This is a genomic window from Cupriavidus lacunae (assembly GCF_003353055.1).
Lineage (GTDB): Bacteria > Pseudomonadota > Gammaproteobacteria > Burkholderiales > Burkholderiaceae > Cupriavidus > Cupriavidus lacunae.
The window spans coordinates 1-15,749 of the sequence record NZ_QKWJ01000124.1 but is presented as its reverse complement, the minus strand read 5'-3'; the positions used below and the strand labels follow the sequence as shown (position 1 = coordinate 15,749).

11 protein-coding genes and 3 pseudogenes are annotated in these 15,749 nt (G+C 60.9%); 6 read left to right on the top strand and 8 right to left on the bottom strand.

What is annotated here, in order from left to right:
* A pseudogene (locus DN412_RS45230) lies at window positions 1-446 on the bottom strand (hypothetical protein); the annotation flags it as partial.
* A gap of 92 nt (window positions 447-538) precedes the next feature.
* A complete protein-coding gene (locus DN412_RS39735) occupies window positions 539-1,945 on the bottom strand; it encodes a replication initiation protein (protein WP_115216541.1) in 1,407 nt (468 codons plus the stop codon).
* Window positions 1,946-3,319: 1,374 nt separating this feature from the next.
* Here DN412_RS39735 and DN412_RS39730 point away from each other — a divergent pair.
* Together DN412_RS39730 and DN412_RS39725 are read left to right on the top strand one after the other, a co-directional pair.
* On the top strand, window positions 3,320-4,531 hold the full coding sequence (locus tag DN412_RS39730; RefSeq protein ID WP_115216542.1) for a ParA family protein: 1,212 nt from the start codon (window positions 3,320-3,322) through the stop codon (window positions 4,529-4,531).
* On the top strand, window positions 4,528-5,499 hold the full coding sequence (locus tag DN412_RS39725) for a ParB/RepB/Spo0J family partition protein (protein WP_115216543.1): 972 nt from the start codon (window positions 4,528-4,530) through the stop codon (window positions 5,497-5,499). The genes DN412_RS39730 and DN412_RS39725 overlap by 4 nt, the downstream gene beginning before the upstream one ends.
* Window positions 5,500-8,379: 2,880 nt before the next feature.
* On the opposite strand, the gene DN412_RS45225 is transcribed toward DN412_RS39725, so the two are convergent.
* Window positions 8,380-8,823: a site-specific integrase gene (locus DN412_RS45225; protein ID WP_244223055.1), complete on the bottom strand. Its 444-nt coding sequence runs from the start codon at window positions 8,821-8,823 to the stop codon at window positions 8,380-8,382.
* 4 nt (window positions 8,824-8,827) lie between these two features.
* Complete coding sequence (locus DN412_RS45220; protein ID WP_244223054.1) at window positions 8,828-9,550, bottom strand: tyrosine-type recombinase/integrase; 723 nt, start codon at window positions 9,548-9,550, stop codon at window positions 8,828-8,830.
* An 876-nt stretch (window positions 9,551-10,426) separates the two neighbouring features.
* On the opposite strand from DN412_RS45220, the gene DN412_RS43235 reads away from it, so the two are divergent.
* On the top strand, window positions 10,427-10,705 hold the full coding sequence (locus tag DN412_RS43235; RefSeq protein ID WP_133303166.1) for a hypothetical protein: 279 nt from the start codon (window positions 10,427-10,429) through the stop codon (window positions 10,703-10,705).
* Window positions 10,706-11,113: 408 nt separating this feature from the next.
* Here the strand turns inward: DN412_RS43235 and DN412_RS39715 are convergent, their stop codons facing one another.
* Together DN412_RS39715 and DN412_RS44255 are read right to left on the bottom strand one after the other, a co-directional pair.
* Window positions 11,114-12,484 (bottom strand): Fic family protein, encoded by a 1,371-nt coding sequence (locus DN412_RS39715; RefSeq protein WP_115216540.1) that lies wholly within the window; start codon window positions 12,482-12,484, stop codon window positions 11,114-11,116.
* A 21-nt stretch (window positions 12,485-12,505) separates the two neighbouring features.
* A complete protein-coding gene (locus DN412_RS44255; protein WP_161564119.1) occupies window positions 12,506-12,643 on the bottom strand; it encodes a hypothetical protein in 138 nt (45 codons plus the stop codon).
* A 28-nt stretch (window positions 12,644-12,671) separates the two neighbouring features.
* Here DN412_RS44255 and DN412_RS45215 point away from each other — a divergent pair.
* Window positions 12,672-12,818: pseudogene (locus DN412_RS45215) on the top strand (IS6 family transposase); the annotation flags it as partial.
* Between the two features lie 333 nt (window positions 12,819-13,151).
* Here DN412_RS45215 and DN412_RS39700 read toward each other — a convergent pair.
* Together DN412_RS39700 and DN412_RS39695 are read right to left on the bottom strand one after the other, a co-directional pair.
* Entirely contained in the window at window positions 13,152-13,571 is a 420-nt protein-coding gene (locus DN412_RS39700; protein ID WP_115216539.1) for a type II toxin-antitoxin system VapC family toxin, read from the bottom strand.
* Window positions 13,568-13,813, bottom strand: a complete 246-nt coding sequence (locus DN412_RS39695; RefSeq protein ID WP_115216538.1) for a FitA-like ribbon-helix-helix domain-containing protein — start codon at window positions 13,811-13,813, stop codon at window positions 13,568-13,570. The genes DN412_RS39700 and DN412_RS39695 overlap by 4 nt, the downstream gene beginning before the upstream one ends.
* A 550-nt stretch (window positions 13,814-14,363) precedes the next feature.
* Between DN412_RS39695 and DN412_RS45210 the strand changes: the two genes are divergently transcribed.
* Together DN412_RS45210 and DN412_RS39685 are read left to right on the top strand one after the other, a co-directional pair.
* Window positions 14,364-14,675, top strand: coding sequence for a hypothetical protein (locus DN412_RS45210; RefSeq protein WP_008651550.1), 312 nt, complete (start codon window positions 14,364-14,366; stop codon window positions 14,673-14,675).
* Window positions 14,676-14,786: 111 nt separating this feature from the next.
* A pseudogene (locus DN412_RS39685) lies at window positions 14,787-15,632 on the top strand (DDE-type integrase/transposase/recombinase); the annotation flags it as partial.
* Window positions 15,633-15,749 lie beyond the last annotated feature (117 nt).

The following is a 15,749-nucleotide window of genomic DNA, read 5'->3' as shown; positions in this document are numbered from 1 at the left end:
TCTTGAAGGGCGTCCCCTTCAAGGACGGTGCCCCGGCGCAAGACAATCCGCCGGTTCAGCAGAAACTCGCCGCCTGACAACCGGCCACGATCAGCCCTCGTACACCAGATTTGACAATACCTCAATCCGACTCGCCCCGGACCACTAAGGAAATGCGCATCGGAGAACACGAAAGCCTTGGTGTATGCGAGTGCCGCGGCTTCCCCGTGCGGTTGGTAGAGCATGAACCGCTCGACGAATCTCTTGAAGAACTCGGGAGTGCGATGCAATTCCTCAAAGGCATGCTTGCCCTCCTCCGGCGTCAGCTTGTGACGAGCCATGCTGTTCACGAGCTTGACAGTAAAGGCGACGAATTCCTCACCTCTAGCAATGGAAACGGCTCCAATGGCGCCCAGTTGAAGAACGGCTCCGAGGCGCTGGCAAGGATCGGCGGAAAGAAGGCCCATAGGCCAAGGCCGGTGCTTAGGCAGCAAGCTGCTCCCACGGCACGGACATGGAGGCCCGTCATCGACAGCATCGAGCCGGACGAAATTCCTACTCAGGCGGCGGATGTCAGTTGGGACTTAATGCGCCCGAACACGAATTGCCCCAAGTACCAAGCCAAATCCGAATTCGCCAAGATAACCTCATCTGACACTGAGGACGGCTCCAGATTCATCCGCCTCAGCACGAGTTTGCCTTCTCTCGAGGCGAGCCATGCACGAGCGAATTCCCGGCGTACTTTTGCGTCCGATGCCGCGAAGTACTCCCGCCCTTGTCGCGATTCTTCGTTCATGCGAGTGCGGGTCTCGTCTTCACGCGAGGCAACACTGCGCTCCACGCTGGTCTTGACTGCGATCTTCGCGGCGTCCTTCTGTTCTTCCTCGACAAGCAGCTTGGTCTGGACCTGGACCATCGTGCGTTCAGCCTCTGACATGCGCCAGTTATCACGCAAGGCCTTCATCAAATAGCCAGCGGGGCTCTTCTTGACCTGACCGCGATTGAGCTTGAAGCGCGTGTACTCGATCGCCTGCAGGATGCGGTCATCATTCCATGTCTCGCGGTTCTCGGAGAGCTCGCCGAACTGCCGGGTTGAGAGGTTGAACTCTTCCTTAAGAATTTTATAGATCTGGCTGGCGTCGGACAGGCTTGCCATGACAGCGTCGGCCGTGTCCTTACGCTTGAGGAGGAAGCGAATCCGGTCGACCTTCTTCGAGGATGTGGACTCGGTCTTGGTCTCGTAGGACAGCTCGATGTCCGAGATCTCATTGATTTCACGGACCGCAGGCTCCAGCCAGTCGCGCTTGAAGTATTTGAAGATGTTGGCATTCGCGCCCATCTTTCCCGGCCAGGTCCGCATCTCATCGAGTTTGATCCAGTCCGTACGCCCGTTGGGCACACTCGGCAAGACCTTGTCATAGATCGCACGCGCGAGACTGCGGGTAAATGCCGTTGAGATGCGAAGGCTGAGCCAATGAGACTTGCGGGGATCTCGAATATGCGGGATCAAACTGTGATGTACATCGAAACGGACGCGGCCGCGATGCATCGCCACCATGCCGATCAGCTGGACCTGGACCCAGATATCGTTCTCATCCGGCTCCCGGTCTGACGGTGTATTGGTGACGCGAACCTTGGCGTTCTGCGCCTCGTCCGCGATAGTACGTAGGTGCTTCAGGTTCCGGCTGTCATAGCGCATCAACCACTTAAAGTAGTTCAGCTCGACATCGTATTGGTCAGGAACCTCCGGCTCTTGTGCCACGATGAAATACGCGGCATCCAGGAACCGTCGTGCCGCCAATCCCATGTTGACAATTTCCGTGAAGAAATTGTTGCGCTGATAGCCGATTTCGCGGTTGGCCTCGTTGATGGGCATCCCGAGGTCAAACATGTCCTCGAACAATGCCAGCGCCATTTGGCGAGGCGTCGTCCTCGCTTTGACCTCCACCGGATGGTCCGTCTCCATACTCGTCTTCCCGCTCGTTTTGTTGCTCGGGCGACTCTAGCATGTGATGGTGAGGTCCTGTCAACACAACAAACCTCACCATCAGATTGATCCGTCGCGCTATCGGGTCAGCGTGGGTCAATGCGCACAACGAACCTCACCTGATGCACAACCAACCTCACCGATCTTCGTCACGCGTATCGTTCAAGCCAAGGACCAGCCTGGGCAAAGCGGACTTGTCCACAGGTGACGCACAATAGATCTCACCTTCTGGGTGTTTGCACAATGAAACTCACCTTGTCGGGGAATAGACCTCACCGTCTCCACACAGCAAACCGCACCTTGGCAACACACGGAACCTCACCTTTGACACAGCTAACCTCACCTTTGAAGGGTTAAGTCCTTGATCGACAAGGATTTCGTTGTTCTCTGTTTGTCGGTTGGGTTGTTTACTTCAAAAACATCTAACCAACACAACGCCCGCAGTCACGAAGCAAACGGTGCGAGTCGGCGCACTTTGAGCGCTGCACACGTTCGTACCCATCTGTCTCCCGATTGTTGTGATGTAAGCCGAGACTGCGCCGAAGCAAATGGGTTCGAGGGACCTGTCCGACGCTACGAAACTGGCAAGAGGATCGCTGGAAGTTCCGTGGATCCAGCATCGACGGGCCAACACCGCGCTCAGCCTCATGGTGAGGTTCTTTGTGCATGGGCGAAGGTGTGGTTTTTTGTGCTGACTATTACCGAGGTTGAATCTTGCACAATGAACCTCACCGTCCGATGGGTCTGGGCGCTCAACGGATGGTGAGGTCCATTGTGCATTGGTTGGCACGTGCACCCCGTTGCCTGACTCCCAGCTCTGATAGGAGTTGCTATTGCAACGAAAAGATGCTCCAGCACTAAACCATGCTGCGAAGCAGCACAAATAACCTCACCATCACTGTTCTTGCCTGACGGACTTCTTTGTCTGGGCTGTGCAAAGGTGAGGTCAATTGTGCGGAAACGCCGAGCAGCTGCCCTCCCCCATACCAAGCCCTGGGCTGGTTGGGCTGGACGGGAACGAAGGTGAGCTTCATTGTGCCGGATTTCGCCGAGTTCACTTCTCCGGTTCTGCCGAACAGCACAAATGACCTCACCTTGCGGGCGCCCGAAGGCAATGTAGCCATTCAAGGTGAGGTCATTTGTGCCACCCTTTGGGGCCGCCTATAGGCCGAGGAATCTCCCAAGGCTTACCGGGGGCCTCATGTGAACCCCAAGACGTCCCGAAACTGCCTAAAACTTAGGCAAAATCGTTGTTTTCAAAGGAACTCTGATTAAAAAACAGCAATTTATGAGCCGTTGCTCATGCATTTCCTGTATTCTGAGCTTTCTCGAATTTTCCGGATAAACCTCAGAATGGTGAAAACGAGCCAACTTCCAGCAGTCGACCGAACTGTACCGCTAGAGCAGATATCTCAGTTCGCGGAAAAGGTCACCATTTTTACGGACGAACTTCGCGAGACGATTCTCGCACCGCGGCCGCGAAAAACCGCACCGATTTTTAAGACGGGGGAGATTGCAGACCTATGCAACATCTCCCACTCGCAAGTTCAGTACCTCGCGACCAAGGGAGATGGCGAATTGCCGCCAGGAAAGGCCGCTGGTACTGGGCGTACCCGGACCTTCACGCTGGAGGAGGCACGCATCTGGGTGCAGAAGGTCTCTGACATTTATCAGACGCCGCTCGTCACAGGCACGAGAGAGCCGGAAGGAAAAATCATTATCACCGCCCAGCTCAAGGGTGGCTCGGCCAAGACTACCACGACTATGTGTCTGGCTCAGGGGCTGACATTGCGTGGCCGAAAAGTCTTGGTTGTCGACTTGGATCCTCAGGCCTCGCTCTCGGAACTGTGTGGTTTGTATGCCGAGAAGGATGTCACGCCGGAAGACACGGTCTTGCCCTATATCTATGACCAGCAAATCGAAGGGGGACTACTGGGAAGCATCCAGTCAACCTATTGGGATGGCCTTGACTTGATTCCAGCGCACACCGAACTGATTGGCGCAGAGTTCCATCTGCCCGCGATGCAGAAAATCAAGCCAGGCTTTCGCTTCTGGACGGTGCTGAGGGAAGGGTTGGAGCCATTGCGCAAGCACTATGACTATATCCTCATGGATACGTCTCCCTCGCTTTCCTACATGAACCTGAACGCCTTGCTTGCGGCAGACGCGATGGTTATGCCGATGGTTCCCGAGAACCTGGACTTCATCAGCTCGCTGTCTTTCTGGCGCTTGTTTTCAGACGTCTCCAAAAGCTTCATCAAATATGAAGCCGACAAGAAATACGACTTCGTCTCGTTGTTGCTCTCCAAGGTCGATTATGGGCGCACCTCGTCGGCACCCATCGTGCGTGCCTGGGCGCAGAGCGCTTATGAGAAGTGGCTGCATTCGATTGAAGTGCCAGCGAGTTCGGTGATGAGCACCGGGGCGTTGGCATTCTCGACGGTGTTTGACGTGAGTAGCACGCATAGCGCAGCCAAGTCGCTAACCCGCGTGCGTCAGCCGATTATGGATTATTGCCGGTGGTTGGATGAAATCTACGCAGAAAAATGGAGGAGCGCGCAATGAGCAATATGCGAGAACAGCTGCTGGCTAAGACGGCGGGCATCCGCAAGACCTCGGCGATTCAGCAGGACGAAGTCAAGCGCAGCGACCGAACCCAGACCGCGCCTGGCCTCACTGGGGCGCTGGCCGTTGCGCAACTCCGTGTCCAGGAGTTGGAGGCAACCGGCGTCGCGTCGCAACTGGCCGTTGCCGATATCGTGCCGAACCCATGGCAGCCTCGGCGCGTGTTCAATGAACTCAAGCTGTCAGAGCTTGCAGAGTCGATTCGTGAAGTGGGACTCATGCAGCCTATCGTGGTACGCCGCGCTGAATCCGGCTACCAGATTGTGGCAGGGGAGCGCCGGTGGCGCGCCCACAAAATGCTTGGGCTCGATGCCGTCAAGGCCGTCGTCGTGGAGTGTTCTGATGCTGATATGGCGGTGCTCGCCATGGTCGAGAATATCAGCCGCGACGACCTTTCCGACTATGAAATCGCGCTGTCTGTCCGGCGCACTGAGAAGGAATTTCCGTCCCGCGTGCGACTTGCGGAGGCGCTTGGCCTGTCTAAGAGCGGTCTCTATCGATTCCTTAGCTTCGCGCAGTTGCCAGATTTCGTGTTGAAGGATCTCGACCTTCAGCCGCGGCTGCTTGGCGGAAGCGCGGCCGAAGCCATTGTCACAACGATTCGGAAATATGGAGAAGCCGGCAACGATGCTGCGAAAGAGATTTGGCCGCTCGTGGCATCGGGAAAGATGGAGCAAGGTAAAGTCGCTGGCGCTATCAGGGCACTCGCAACCCGGCGCGCTTCGGCACCAAGTTCCGCGAGTGAGCGAAGCATTGACAAGTTCTTTTCCGGCAAGGAACAAGCGGGTTCCATAACGAAAGACGTCAACGGGTTCACGGTGAAAATCAGAGCCGGGGTCCTGTCCGAGGCCCTGGAGACGCAATTGCGGCAGCTCATTAGCGAAACGTTTCACCACCAGCCCAAGTAAGTACTGCTTCAAGTAACCACGCCCGCTCTGAGCGGGCTTTTTTTTGCCCAACGCTCAGCATGGGCGACGCGCGCTGACCGCCCCAACTTGGGATACTCCCGGATATGGCTCGCCGACCTTCCCAAGTTGGGACGGTGCCAAGCACGACTCGCCAAGCTTCCCAAGCTGGGACGGTGCCCGGGACAGCGCACTGACCTTTCCAAGTTGGAACGTTGCCGGGCACTGTTCGCCAACCTTCCCAAGTGGGGACGGTCCGTGGCGCGGTTTGCTGATCTTTCCAGTTTGGGGCAGTGCCAGGCATGGCTCGTCTCGCCAACCTTCCCAAGTTGGGACGGTGCTCGGCGCGGCTCCCCAACCTTCCCAAGCTGGGGCGGTGACCAGCCACAGCTCGCTGACCTTCCCAAGTTGGGGCGGTGCCCGGCGCGGCTCGCCGACCTTTCCAAGTTGGGACGGTGCCAGCCACAGCGCACCGACCTTCCCAAGTTGGAACGGTGCCCGGCACAGCGCACCGACCTTCCCAAGTTGGAACGGTGCTCGGCGCGGCTACCCAACCTTCCCAAGTTGGGACGGTGCCCGGCACGGCTCGCCGACCTTCCCAAGTTGGGACGGTGCCCGGCACGGCGCACCGACCTTCCCAAGTTGGGACGGTGCACGGCACGGCTACCCGGCCTTCCCAAGTTGGAACGGTGCTCGGCGCGGCTACCCAACCTTCCCAAGTTGGGACGGTGCCCGGCACGGCTCGCCGACCTTCCCAAGTTGGGACGGTGCCCGGCACGGCGCACCGACCTTCCCAAGTTGGGACGGTGCCCGGCACGGCGCACCGACCTTCCCAAGTTGGGACGGTGCACGGCACGGCTACCCGGCCTTCCCAAGTTGGGACGGTGACCAGCCACAGCTCGCTGACCTTCCCAAGCTGGGGCGGTGCCCGGCGCGGCTACCCGGCCTTTCCAAGTTAGGACGGTGCCAGCCACAGCGCACCGACTTTCCCAAGTTGGAACGGTGCCCGGCACGGTTCACCGACCTTCCCAAGTTGGAACGGTGGCCGGCGCGGCTCACCGACCTTCCCAAGTTGGAACGGTGGCCGGCACGGCTCACCGACCTTCCCAAGTTGGAACGGTGGCCGGCACGGTTCACCGACCTGCCCACGTTGGAACGGCGGCTCGCCAACCTTCCCAAGTTGGGACGGTGCTCGGCACGGCTCGCCAACCTTCCCAAGTTGGGACGGTGCCCGGCACGGCTCGCCGACCTTTCCAAATTGGGACGGTGCCCGGCACGGCTCGCCGACCTTCCCAAGTTGGGACGGTGCCAGCCACAGCGCACCGACCTTCCCAAGTTGGAAGGGTGCCCGGCACGGTCCACCGACCTTCCCAAGTTGGCACGGTGAACAGCCACAGCTCGCTGACCTTCCCAAGCTGGGGCGGTGCCAAGCACGACTCGCCAAGCTTCCCAAGCTGGGGCGGTGCCCGGCACAGCGCACTGACCTTTCCATGTTGGGACGGTGCCCGGCACGGCTCGCCAACCTTCCCAAGTTGGGACGCTGCCCGGCACGACCCGCCAGCCTCCCAAGTTGGGACGGTGCCAAGCACGACTCGCCAAGCTTCCCAAGCTGGGACGGTGCCCGGCACAGCGCACTGACTTTTCCAAGTTGGAACGGTGCCCGGCACGGCTCGCCAACCGTCCCAGACGGTGCCAAGCACAGCTCCCCGACCTTTCCACGTTGGGACGGTGCCAAGCACAGCTCGCCAGCCTTCCCAAGTGTGGACGGTCCGTGGCACGGTTTGCTGATCTTTCCAGTTTGGGGCAGTGCCAGGCATGGCTCGCCTCGCCAACCTTCCCAAGTTGGGACGGTGCTCGGCGCGGCTCCCCAACCTTCCCAAGTTGGGACGGTGCCCGGCACGGCTCGGCGACCTTCCCAAGTTGGGACGGTGCCCGGCACGCCTCGCCGACCGTCCCAAGTTGGGACGGTGACCAGCCACAGCTCGCTGACCTTCCCAAGCTGGGGCGGTGCCCGGCGCGGCTCGCCGATCTTTCCAAGTTGGGACGGTGCCAGCCACAGCGCACCGACCTTCCCAAGTTGGAACGGTGCCCGGCATGGCTCGCCAACCTTCCCAAGTTGGGACGGTGCCCGGCACGGCTCGCCAACCTTCCCAAGTTGGGACGGTGCCCGGCACGGCTCGCCAACCTTCCCAAGTTGGGACGGTGCCAAGCACGACTCGCCGGCCTTCCCAAGTTGGGACGGTGCCAAGCACAGCTCCCCGACCTGCCCGCGTTGGGACGGTGCCAAGCACAGCTCGCCAGCCTTCCCAAGTGGGGACGGTCCGTGGCACGGTTTGCTGATCTTTCCAGTTTGGGGCAGTGCCAGGCGCGGCTCGCCGACCTTCCCAAGTTGGGACGGTGCCAGGCATGGCTCACCAACCCTCCGAAGTTGGGACGGTGTCATATGTGGGCGAGCCGACCTTCCAAGTTGAGACGCTGCTAGGCCCGCTTTACGACCACCCCAAGTTGTGATGGTCCCAGCTGCGGCTAGCTAGTTTTCCTAACTTCGGACGCTCATAGTGCGGCTCGCCGACCTTCCTGCGTTGGGCGAGGCCGGCATCGAGTCCGCTTGGTGCCCCCGCCGCGGAGTTCCCGGAAAATATTGGTTCGAACCAGGTGCGACGGCCCGCCTCTGTATGGCAAGCGCGGAGGGACCCCGGCCACACCACCGCATGCGCTTATGCCAGGTCAGCTTGACCTAGACCCAACCGCAGGGAATTTATTGCTCACCGGGCCGAGCCAAAGAGGTGTTCTCGCACCTGGTTCTTCACTGCCTTTCACGGCCAGCCGAAGGCAACAGCGCCACACAGCGAGAGCGCGCAGGAATGGCTGGCGTCCGGCGCTCTACGCGGCGCCCGGGATTTTGCCGGCCAGCGCAAGCGCTACATCTTCCAGCGCTTCGTGGGTGTACCGTCGCGTGGTGTTGATGTCACGGTGCCGCAAGGCGCGCTGCACGTCGGTTACCGGCACACCGGCGCGTAGCAGATGCGTGGCATGCGTATGCCGCAGCCAGTGCGTCGACGCACCTCGGAGCCCGGCCGCCTCTTCGCCACGGTCCTCCCCCTCCAGACGGTCGGCCGCTTCCGCAAATGCTGCACGCACGATGGCATAGATTCCCTGGCGCGTACGAAGCGGTCGGCTCAGCTTTCGCTGTAGCTCAGACGGATCGGGCGGCGGCTCTGCGCGTTGACGCCCACCGGCGATCGCCGGGATGACTGCTGCGGTGTCGGTGGTGCTAGGCACGGGCGGTAGCCCAATCAAGCGGCGAAAGCGTGCCAGTTCGTCCATCGCGTTATCGGCAGGGCACCAGTTGATCGTTGCCCCCCTTGGCTTGACGGATGCGCACGGTCCAGAACGCACGGGACCGGCCAGGATGGCGTTCGAAATCAGCCCAAGTTAGTGCGGCCACCTCGGAAGCGCGCAGCCCCGTCTGGAACAGCAGCGCAACTAGCAGGCGGTCGCGCGCCTGCTGTAGCTGCGCCCACCGCGTCGGCGCCGGACGTGCTTCAATCGCTTCGAATACTGCTGCCACCTGTTCCAGTTCGAGGAACCTCCGCTGGGAGCCTGGCCCTGTGGCAGAGCGCTCTCGCGGCACTGGGGCGAACGGATTAATCCGCAGAGCCCCAACCCGTACCAGCCAGTCGAACAGGCTACCCACGATGACTGCGCTCTGGCGTCGCGATGCCTCGGAAAGCCGGCCGCGCAGCGGCCGCCAAGCCGCGCTGCCGCGGCGAGCTCGGCTGTTGCTGACCGCGTGCGCGGGCGGGTCACGCAAGAAGGCAAGGTAGTCGCTGGCATGAGTAACCTGCCAGGTTGCCAGAGGCTGGCCCTGCGCGTCCGCATACCAAAGCAGGCGCTGCGCCTCGAGCTCGTACTGACTGCAGGTACTGGCGCGCAGACCGAGACCCGCGGCGGACTTGGCGTCTAGCCATGCGCGCACCAGTTGGGCGTCGGAAAGCCCGCCCGGCAATACTGGGCTAGGCAGTGCGTTGGGCGGGAGGGGCGACGTATTCATGGGAGGCTTGGGGCAGGGGTAGTCTGGGCCGTGTCCATGGCAGGGCCCGGCGGCGGTGGCCGGCCGGCGCATAGACAGGGCAAAGCCAGCGCGCCGGGTTCTCGGCCCTGTGACCCATTATATCCAGATCATTACTTACCATTATTCGGATAATGACAAATTGAAGCGCGACGCAATCGAATCGAGGCAGCGAAGGTCGCGGCACACCATCGTCGGGCAAGAACATACTCCCTGGGCGGACCCAGACTGCCTCGGCTAACGCTGCGGCGCCGAACGCGATACAAGAGGCAGCCATTCGTCGCAACTGGCGTCAAGACTCTGGCAGGGGTTGGCAGTCGTTCGGGCAACCGGATTCTGCGCGGGCCGCCGTTCTCGCCTGAGGCAATGGGCGACTGCGGCCGGCAGCTAACTGGGGATCGCAGCCAGTCGTGGCTCGTCGTACGGAGCGGAAGGCGCACTCCGTCGTCACGGTAAGATACTGATTCTTAACATATTTCATGCACCCCTCGGCATTACCGGTCGAAAATGCATAGCAAAATGCAATGCCGATAATTTTTGAGTGGTGAGTTGGTCTCGCGAAGTCGTCCCCGCACCGATCGCGCGGACGAATTGCAGCGCGTAATGCTGAAAAGTGCTGCCCGGCCGACTACGATCTGTGGGACTGGTGAGAGCACGCGCGTTGAGCGGCCGCGGGCCGCGCGTCTCTGGAAGCATTCGATCGCAACGCGCGAAACGGGGTGCCCGCGGCCCAGCGCTGGCATGCAACTGCTGCAACTGGGGCGCACATCCTTGCCGAATTTGATTGGCCCAAAGCCGGCCGGGCACGGAGCGTCACTGCCGTAGATTGGTTTGGCTGGACGCGTCTCGAAATTGGGATTGTTAAAACCCATTTTGGGAGATGTCATTCCCGACATGGGAATGTCCTTGGCCGATGCACCGATGCACTATTTACCAAGTCTCAACGGGGGGATGGCTGTGCTGTTCGGGGCTCCGGAACGCCCATTTTGTGCACATGAGATCGTCGCGCTTGCCGGCGCGGGGGGCGGCGCCGTGCACCGGGAGTTCGCCAAGTTGGAAGGTGCCGGCCTGCTCACGTCGCATCGAGTTGGCAATCCGCGGCCGCTACCAAGCCAACCGGGAAGCCCCGATTTTTGACGAGGTGCACAGTATCATCAGCAAGACCTTGTGGGGGCGGGAGATCTTGCGTGACGCGTTGCGGCCGCTGTGGCGGGGAGCGACATCGATGTGCTGGCAGCATTGGATCACGCCTGCGAGCCTCTGGGGCGGAAAGCCAACCCCACCGTCTTCAATCCGGGGAACTCGTCAAGCGAATCCAAGAGGGCCGCGCGTTCGTGATACGCGTGCTAGGCCAACCGAAGTTCTCGACACTCGAAATATCGTGACCGTTCAAGGCATGAGGAGGAACTTTAATCCAGACCTGCTGGTCGCTCGTGTGGCTGGAGGCGCGAAGCAAGTGCCTTTACCGTGCGCATCGCAGGATCTTGCGGTTTGGCCCGAGGCGACAAAGCTGTGTCCTTCCCATCTCGCGCCGCGGAGATGCAATCAGTTGGGTGGCCCCGCCAATTGGGCTGCTTTCCAAACTGTGAGCTCCGAGGGGCGCAAGCCGTAGCGTGCCAGCACACCCTCGTGCAGGCGCCGGAGTTCCTCCACGATCAGCGCTTGCACATTATCACGATCGGCGTCTGGCACTCTTGCCACGACCGCCTGCCGAATCATTGTCAGTGCATCCTGATTGGGTTGCATCACGACGTCCCGGATCGTTTGCTTGATCAGATCACGCCAAGCAAGGCGTACCGGGTCTGGTTCCGCCAGATCCTGCCTGATGGCCAGATACTCTTGCGTCGACCGCTCGTAGGCCCAAACATAGAGATCGCGCAGCAGTTCAACGCGGGTCATCTCATACATGCCGAGGATGGCGCGACTGTAAGCGTGCTCCGGCACATCGAGGAAAGTGAGCGGACAAAGGTTTGCACGGAACAGCGGCAAATTGGCCACCAGGCGCGAGGTGCGTTTGTTGATGTCGGCGAATGGCTGCAAGTATGGCAGGTGCACCATCACGAAGAATGACTGTTCGAAGGGATCGGCAATCTGATTCACCTTCTCGAGCAGGCTATTCAGCGCCTCGTCGATCTGCTGTGGTGCCGACAGGGGACGGTAAACACTTTGGCCAATCTCCACGGCGTGCTGGCGAATCCGGCCTTCATCGGCAGGGTTAGGCAACAGGTTCTCCGACAAGGCGCTATGCAGATTCATCAAGGTGTAGCGGTCAAAACCGACCGTACCGATGTTCTCCACCAGCAACTCGATGGCGGTCTTGTGGTTGAGGATCATCTGGGTATCGATGGCCGCCTTGCCTTGCGCGATTTTCCCGTGCTCGATCAACTCACGGGTGTCCAGCCGGGAATAGGTGTTGCCCTCCAAATGGCTCGATGCCCATGACAGGTCGATCAGGAGCCGGTTCAGAATTGCCCTGCTATAGGTTCCAGCGGGTGCATCAGCCTGCGCGGTCTTGCCCATCTTGTGTAGCTGACGCCGAAGCGATTCCGACAGATACCGTGTGACATTCGGTTGATAGGCGTCAAGGAAGTCGCGTTGGTAGCCCACGGGCTTGCGCGCTTCCGGGGGCTGATCGATATACGCCACAATATCGCGGCTGTCGGCGGAAAGCGGGATGTAACTCGGGAAGAGGTCTTCCTCGGTGGCAGCCGTGGCAATGGCCGCCGTTTTCACCGCAAGATAACGACGGGCGCGTCCTTCGCCGATCGCTGTGATCTGTCCGCCATCGATCAATTGGCTGATCCAGCGTTGTGCTGTCCGCCGCGCAACATCGGGATGCTGTGCCAGTAATTCGCCGAGCATCAATCCCGCAGAGGCTTGCCGAATGCTATCTAGCAGTGCATGGACAGTGGACATGTGGGCCGTGGCGCAGTTAGTTTAAGCGATGGCGCGATTGTGGCGCAATTTATCAAACTGCGCCACAAATTGGCGCGGATGTGGCGCAGTACAGGCATCAATGCCATTAAAGTGCACTTTGAGCTGCTTTTCTTGGTCGGCCAGGGCTGGCGCTTCCACCCGACGCGCTCATATCCCCAACTTTGACACCCAGGCCTTCTTCTCGAGCTTCGGGCCGACTTGTCAGCATCTCGCCATCAAACGGCATCTGCTGTGAGCTTCGCTCCCCAGTAAGCACCTCGCCGCCCGGTTCCCGGCATGGCGTGAATTCACTGAAGCCGCCCAAAATCCGTCCACCGCACAAAGCAGTAGTTCACGTCCCCCTCGCACCTCGGCCTCGTTATGCCAACGTGACAACGCCCTGCGGTCTGCGCCTCCCACTTGGGCCTGCGCGCGCAGGCGCTCGGCCGCCAAGCCGATTACTTCCAGAAGTATCAGATGCAGCGCTCCGCGTGAAAGGGTCTTGTCGCGACCCGTCTCTCGGTCGATGACCGGCAGGGGCCAGCGAACGCGTCTCCCCGGGCAGCGGGTGGGCGGCAGCCCGTGGGCGCGGCGCTAGCGCGCTAGCTCGCGCTCGGTCGCGGTTGGCATCGCCGCGACGGCGCCCACGAGTCATGACTCAGGTAGGTCAATCCAGCCAGGGATTGGCCAGAACGATGCCGACCCCTTCGAAGTCTTTGCAGTTACGCGTGGCCAGCGCGGCGGCGTGGTGCCGGCAAATCGCTGCAATCTGTGTATCCGCCATGCTAATCGGACGACCCGCGTGCTCTCGCAGGGATACGAGCGCGGCGTAGTGAATGGCGGCGTCCTCGTCGAAAGGAAGCACCCGGTCGGCGAATTCCTCGTCGAGCATCTGCAGCGCGGCTTCCTGTAGTCCGGTTTTGCGGCGCCCGTCCGGCAAACGCGCTATCCAATACAAGAGTTCGGCAACCGTCACTGCGGTTATGGCGAGCGATTCTTGTTCCTGCCGGTTCAGCCAGTCGACGACGGCCGGCTCCGCCTGGGCCCGCATGAGCTCCGACAAGACATTAGTGTTGAGAACGATCATTCAGCCAAATCTGCCGACCGCGGTCGCCCCATGCGCAAGGGCAGATCCAATCCCGGGTCAACGAGCGTGGCAAATCGCTGATGCAGCAGGCTTCCCAGGCCACCCGGGCCCGGTCGCTTGCTGAGCGCGCGCCGCAGAATCTCGCGCACCTCCTCCTCCATGGAGCGGCCGTGCTGTGCGGCTTCGATGCGTAGCCGTGCTTTCAGCTCCTGGTCAATGTTTCGAATGGTCAGAGTGGCCATGACAGCTCTCCTGCCTGCATTGAATGCAATGCAAGCAGAGTTCTAGCCCACAGGTCATTTTCGCGAGGGTCTCGCGGCGGACCGTTGCGCAGCGTGACCAAGAGGAATCCTCGATTAAGGACTCCAGCGGTATCGGGCCGATAACTCGCGCCCCTTTCCTGATGCTGGTGAGCGGCGCCGAGTGTGCATAAGCAGCTTTCGTGATGCCGAAAGCGTGGGGATTTGAGCAAGAACGGTGATGGACGCTGGAGGGGTTCCCTCAGGGAGCGTGCATGCACGCGCCTGAGGGAAGATGTCGCCTTTATTGTGTCGAGCAATGAAGGAGACCTCAGCAGTGTGCCATGCCTTGCTACAAACACCAGCGTTTTTTGCCCTGTTGCGCCGGATCGACGAAGACTTGATGAAGGTGGCGCGAGACGGGGGCTGCTGGCATTGCGGCTCTGTGCTGCACAGTGCCAACTATCCGCGTAAGCCGCGCGGATGCCCACCGGCAGCACACCCGGACTGCAATACGCGCCTGAGCCTGTGCTGTGCCGGATGCCGCAAACGCATGACGCCCGATTCGGTGCGCTTTCTCGGCCGGCGTGTCTGGCTGGCCATTGTCCTGGTACTGCGATCGAGCCGTGCCACTGGCGCCTGCCTGGACGGCCTGCCGGCGATCAGTTGGGCCACGCTCAAGCGCTGGCGTCAGTGGTGGACCGAGACCTTCCCCAAGACCCCCGTCGGTCGGTGGCTGCGTGGCCTCATCCCGCCAACGCCCGAGCCGTTCATCTATCCCGACTGCCTGCTGCAATCGGTCGAGCACGACAGCGAAGACGAGCGTCTGGCCGCGGTGTTGCTTCTGCTGCTGGGCCCGGCCTGACCACGCTGGCTGAGGGATGCGCCAGATAGGGGAATCTCCCGCAGAACATGTCGATGGCGGGTCACCCGCACTGCCCGTAGCCTGCTCCCGTTATCCCCCCAACGGAGAGTCATGTCACTATCGATTGATCATCGCAACCGATGGGCGCGCTTGCGCTTCTCGGTCATTGGCCCTTTGCTGGCTTCGCCGCCTGCCAAAGGAGATTTGCAGCAAGCGTTCCAGGCACTGGCCGCCAAGATCTGGCGGCACCCCATCACCGGCGCCGACGTTCAGTTCGGCGCGTCTTCCATCGAACGCTGGTATTACCGGGCCCGTCACGTCCAGGATCCGGTCGATCAACTCAAGAACCGACTGCGCGACGATTGTGGCCACTTCGTCAGTCTGAGCCCAGCCATCATCGAAGCGCTGGTCGAGCAGTACCGTCAGCACCCCGGCTGGACCATGCAGTTGCATTACGACAACCTGCGCGTCGCGACCAAGGATGGCCCGGACACGCTGCCGTCCTACACCACGGTGTGCCGGTATCTGAAGGCGCAGGGTCTGGTGCGCAAGCCAACCCCGCGCTCGGGCACGGATGGGGCCATCGCTGCTGCGGCTCGCCGCGAGGCACGCGAGGTGCGTAGCTACGAGGTCGACCACGTGGCCGCGCTCTGGCACCTGGACTTCCACCATGGTTCGCGCAAGGTGCTCACCCCCGATGGGCAGTGGCACAAGCCGTTGCTGCTCTGCATTATGGACGACCATTCGCGGCTGGTCTGCCACCTGCAGTGGTTCCTCGACGAGACCACTGCCTCGCTGGTGCACGGCGTCTCGCAGGCGATCATGAAGCGAGGGCTGCCGCGGGCCATCATGACCGATAACGGCGCAGCCATGATGGCCGACGAGTTCGTCGAGGGGCTGGCCAGTCTGGGCATCCTGCACCAGACTACCTTGCCGTACAGCCCATACCAGAAGGGCTATGCTTCACAATGCACCTCATGGGTCGAGTGGGATGATGTTTACGCGGCCGCTGCGTGTTTACCGCGGGTTTTGCATTGATGGCGATACTTCACTGGCGCATCCGCGCCAGGTTGT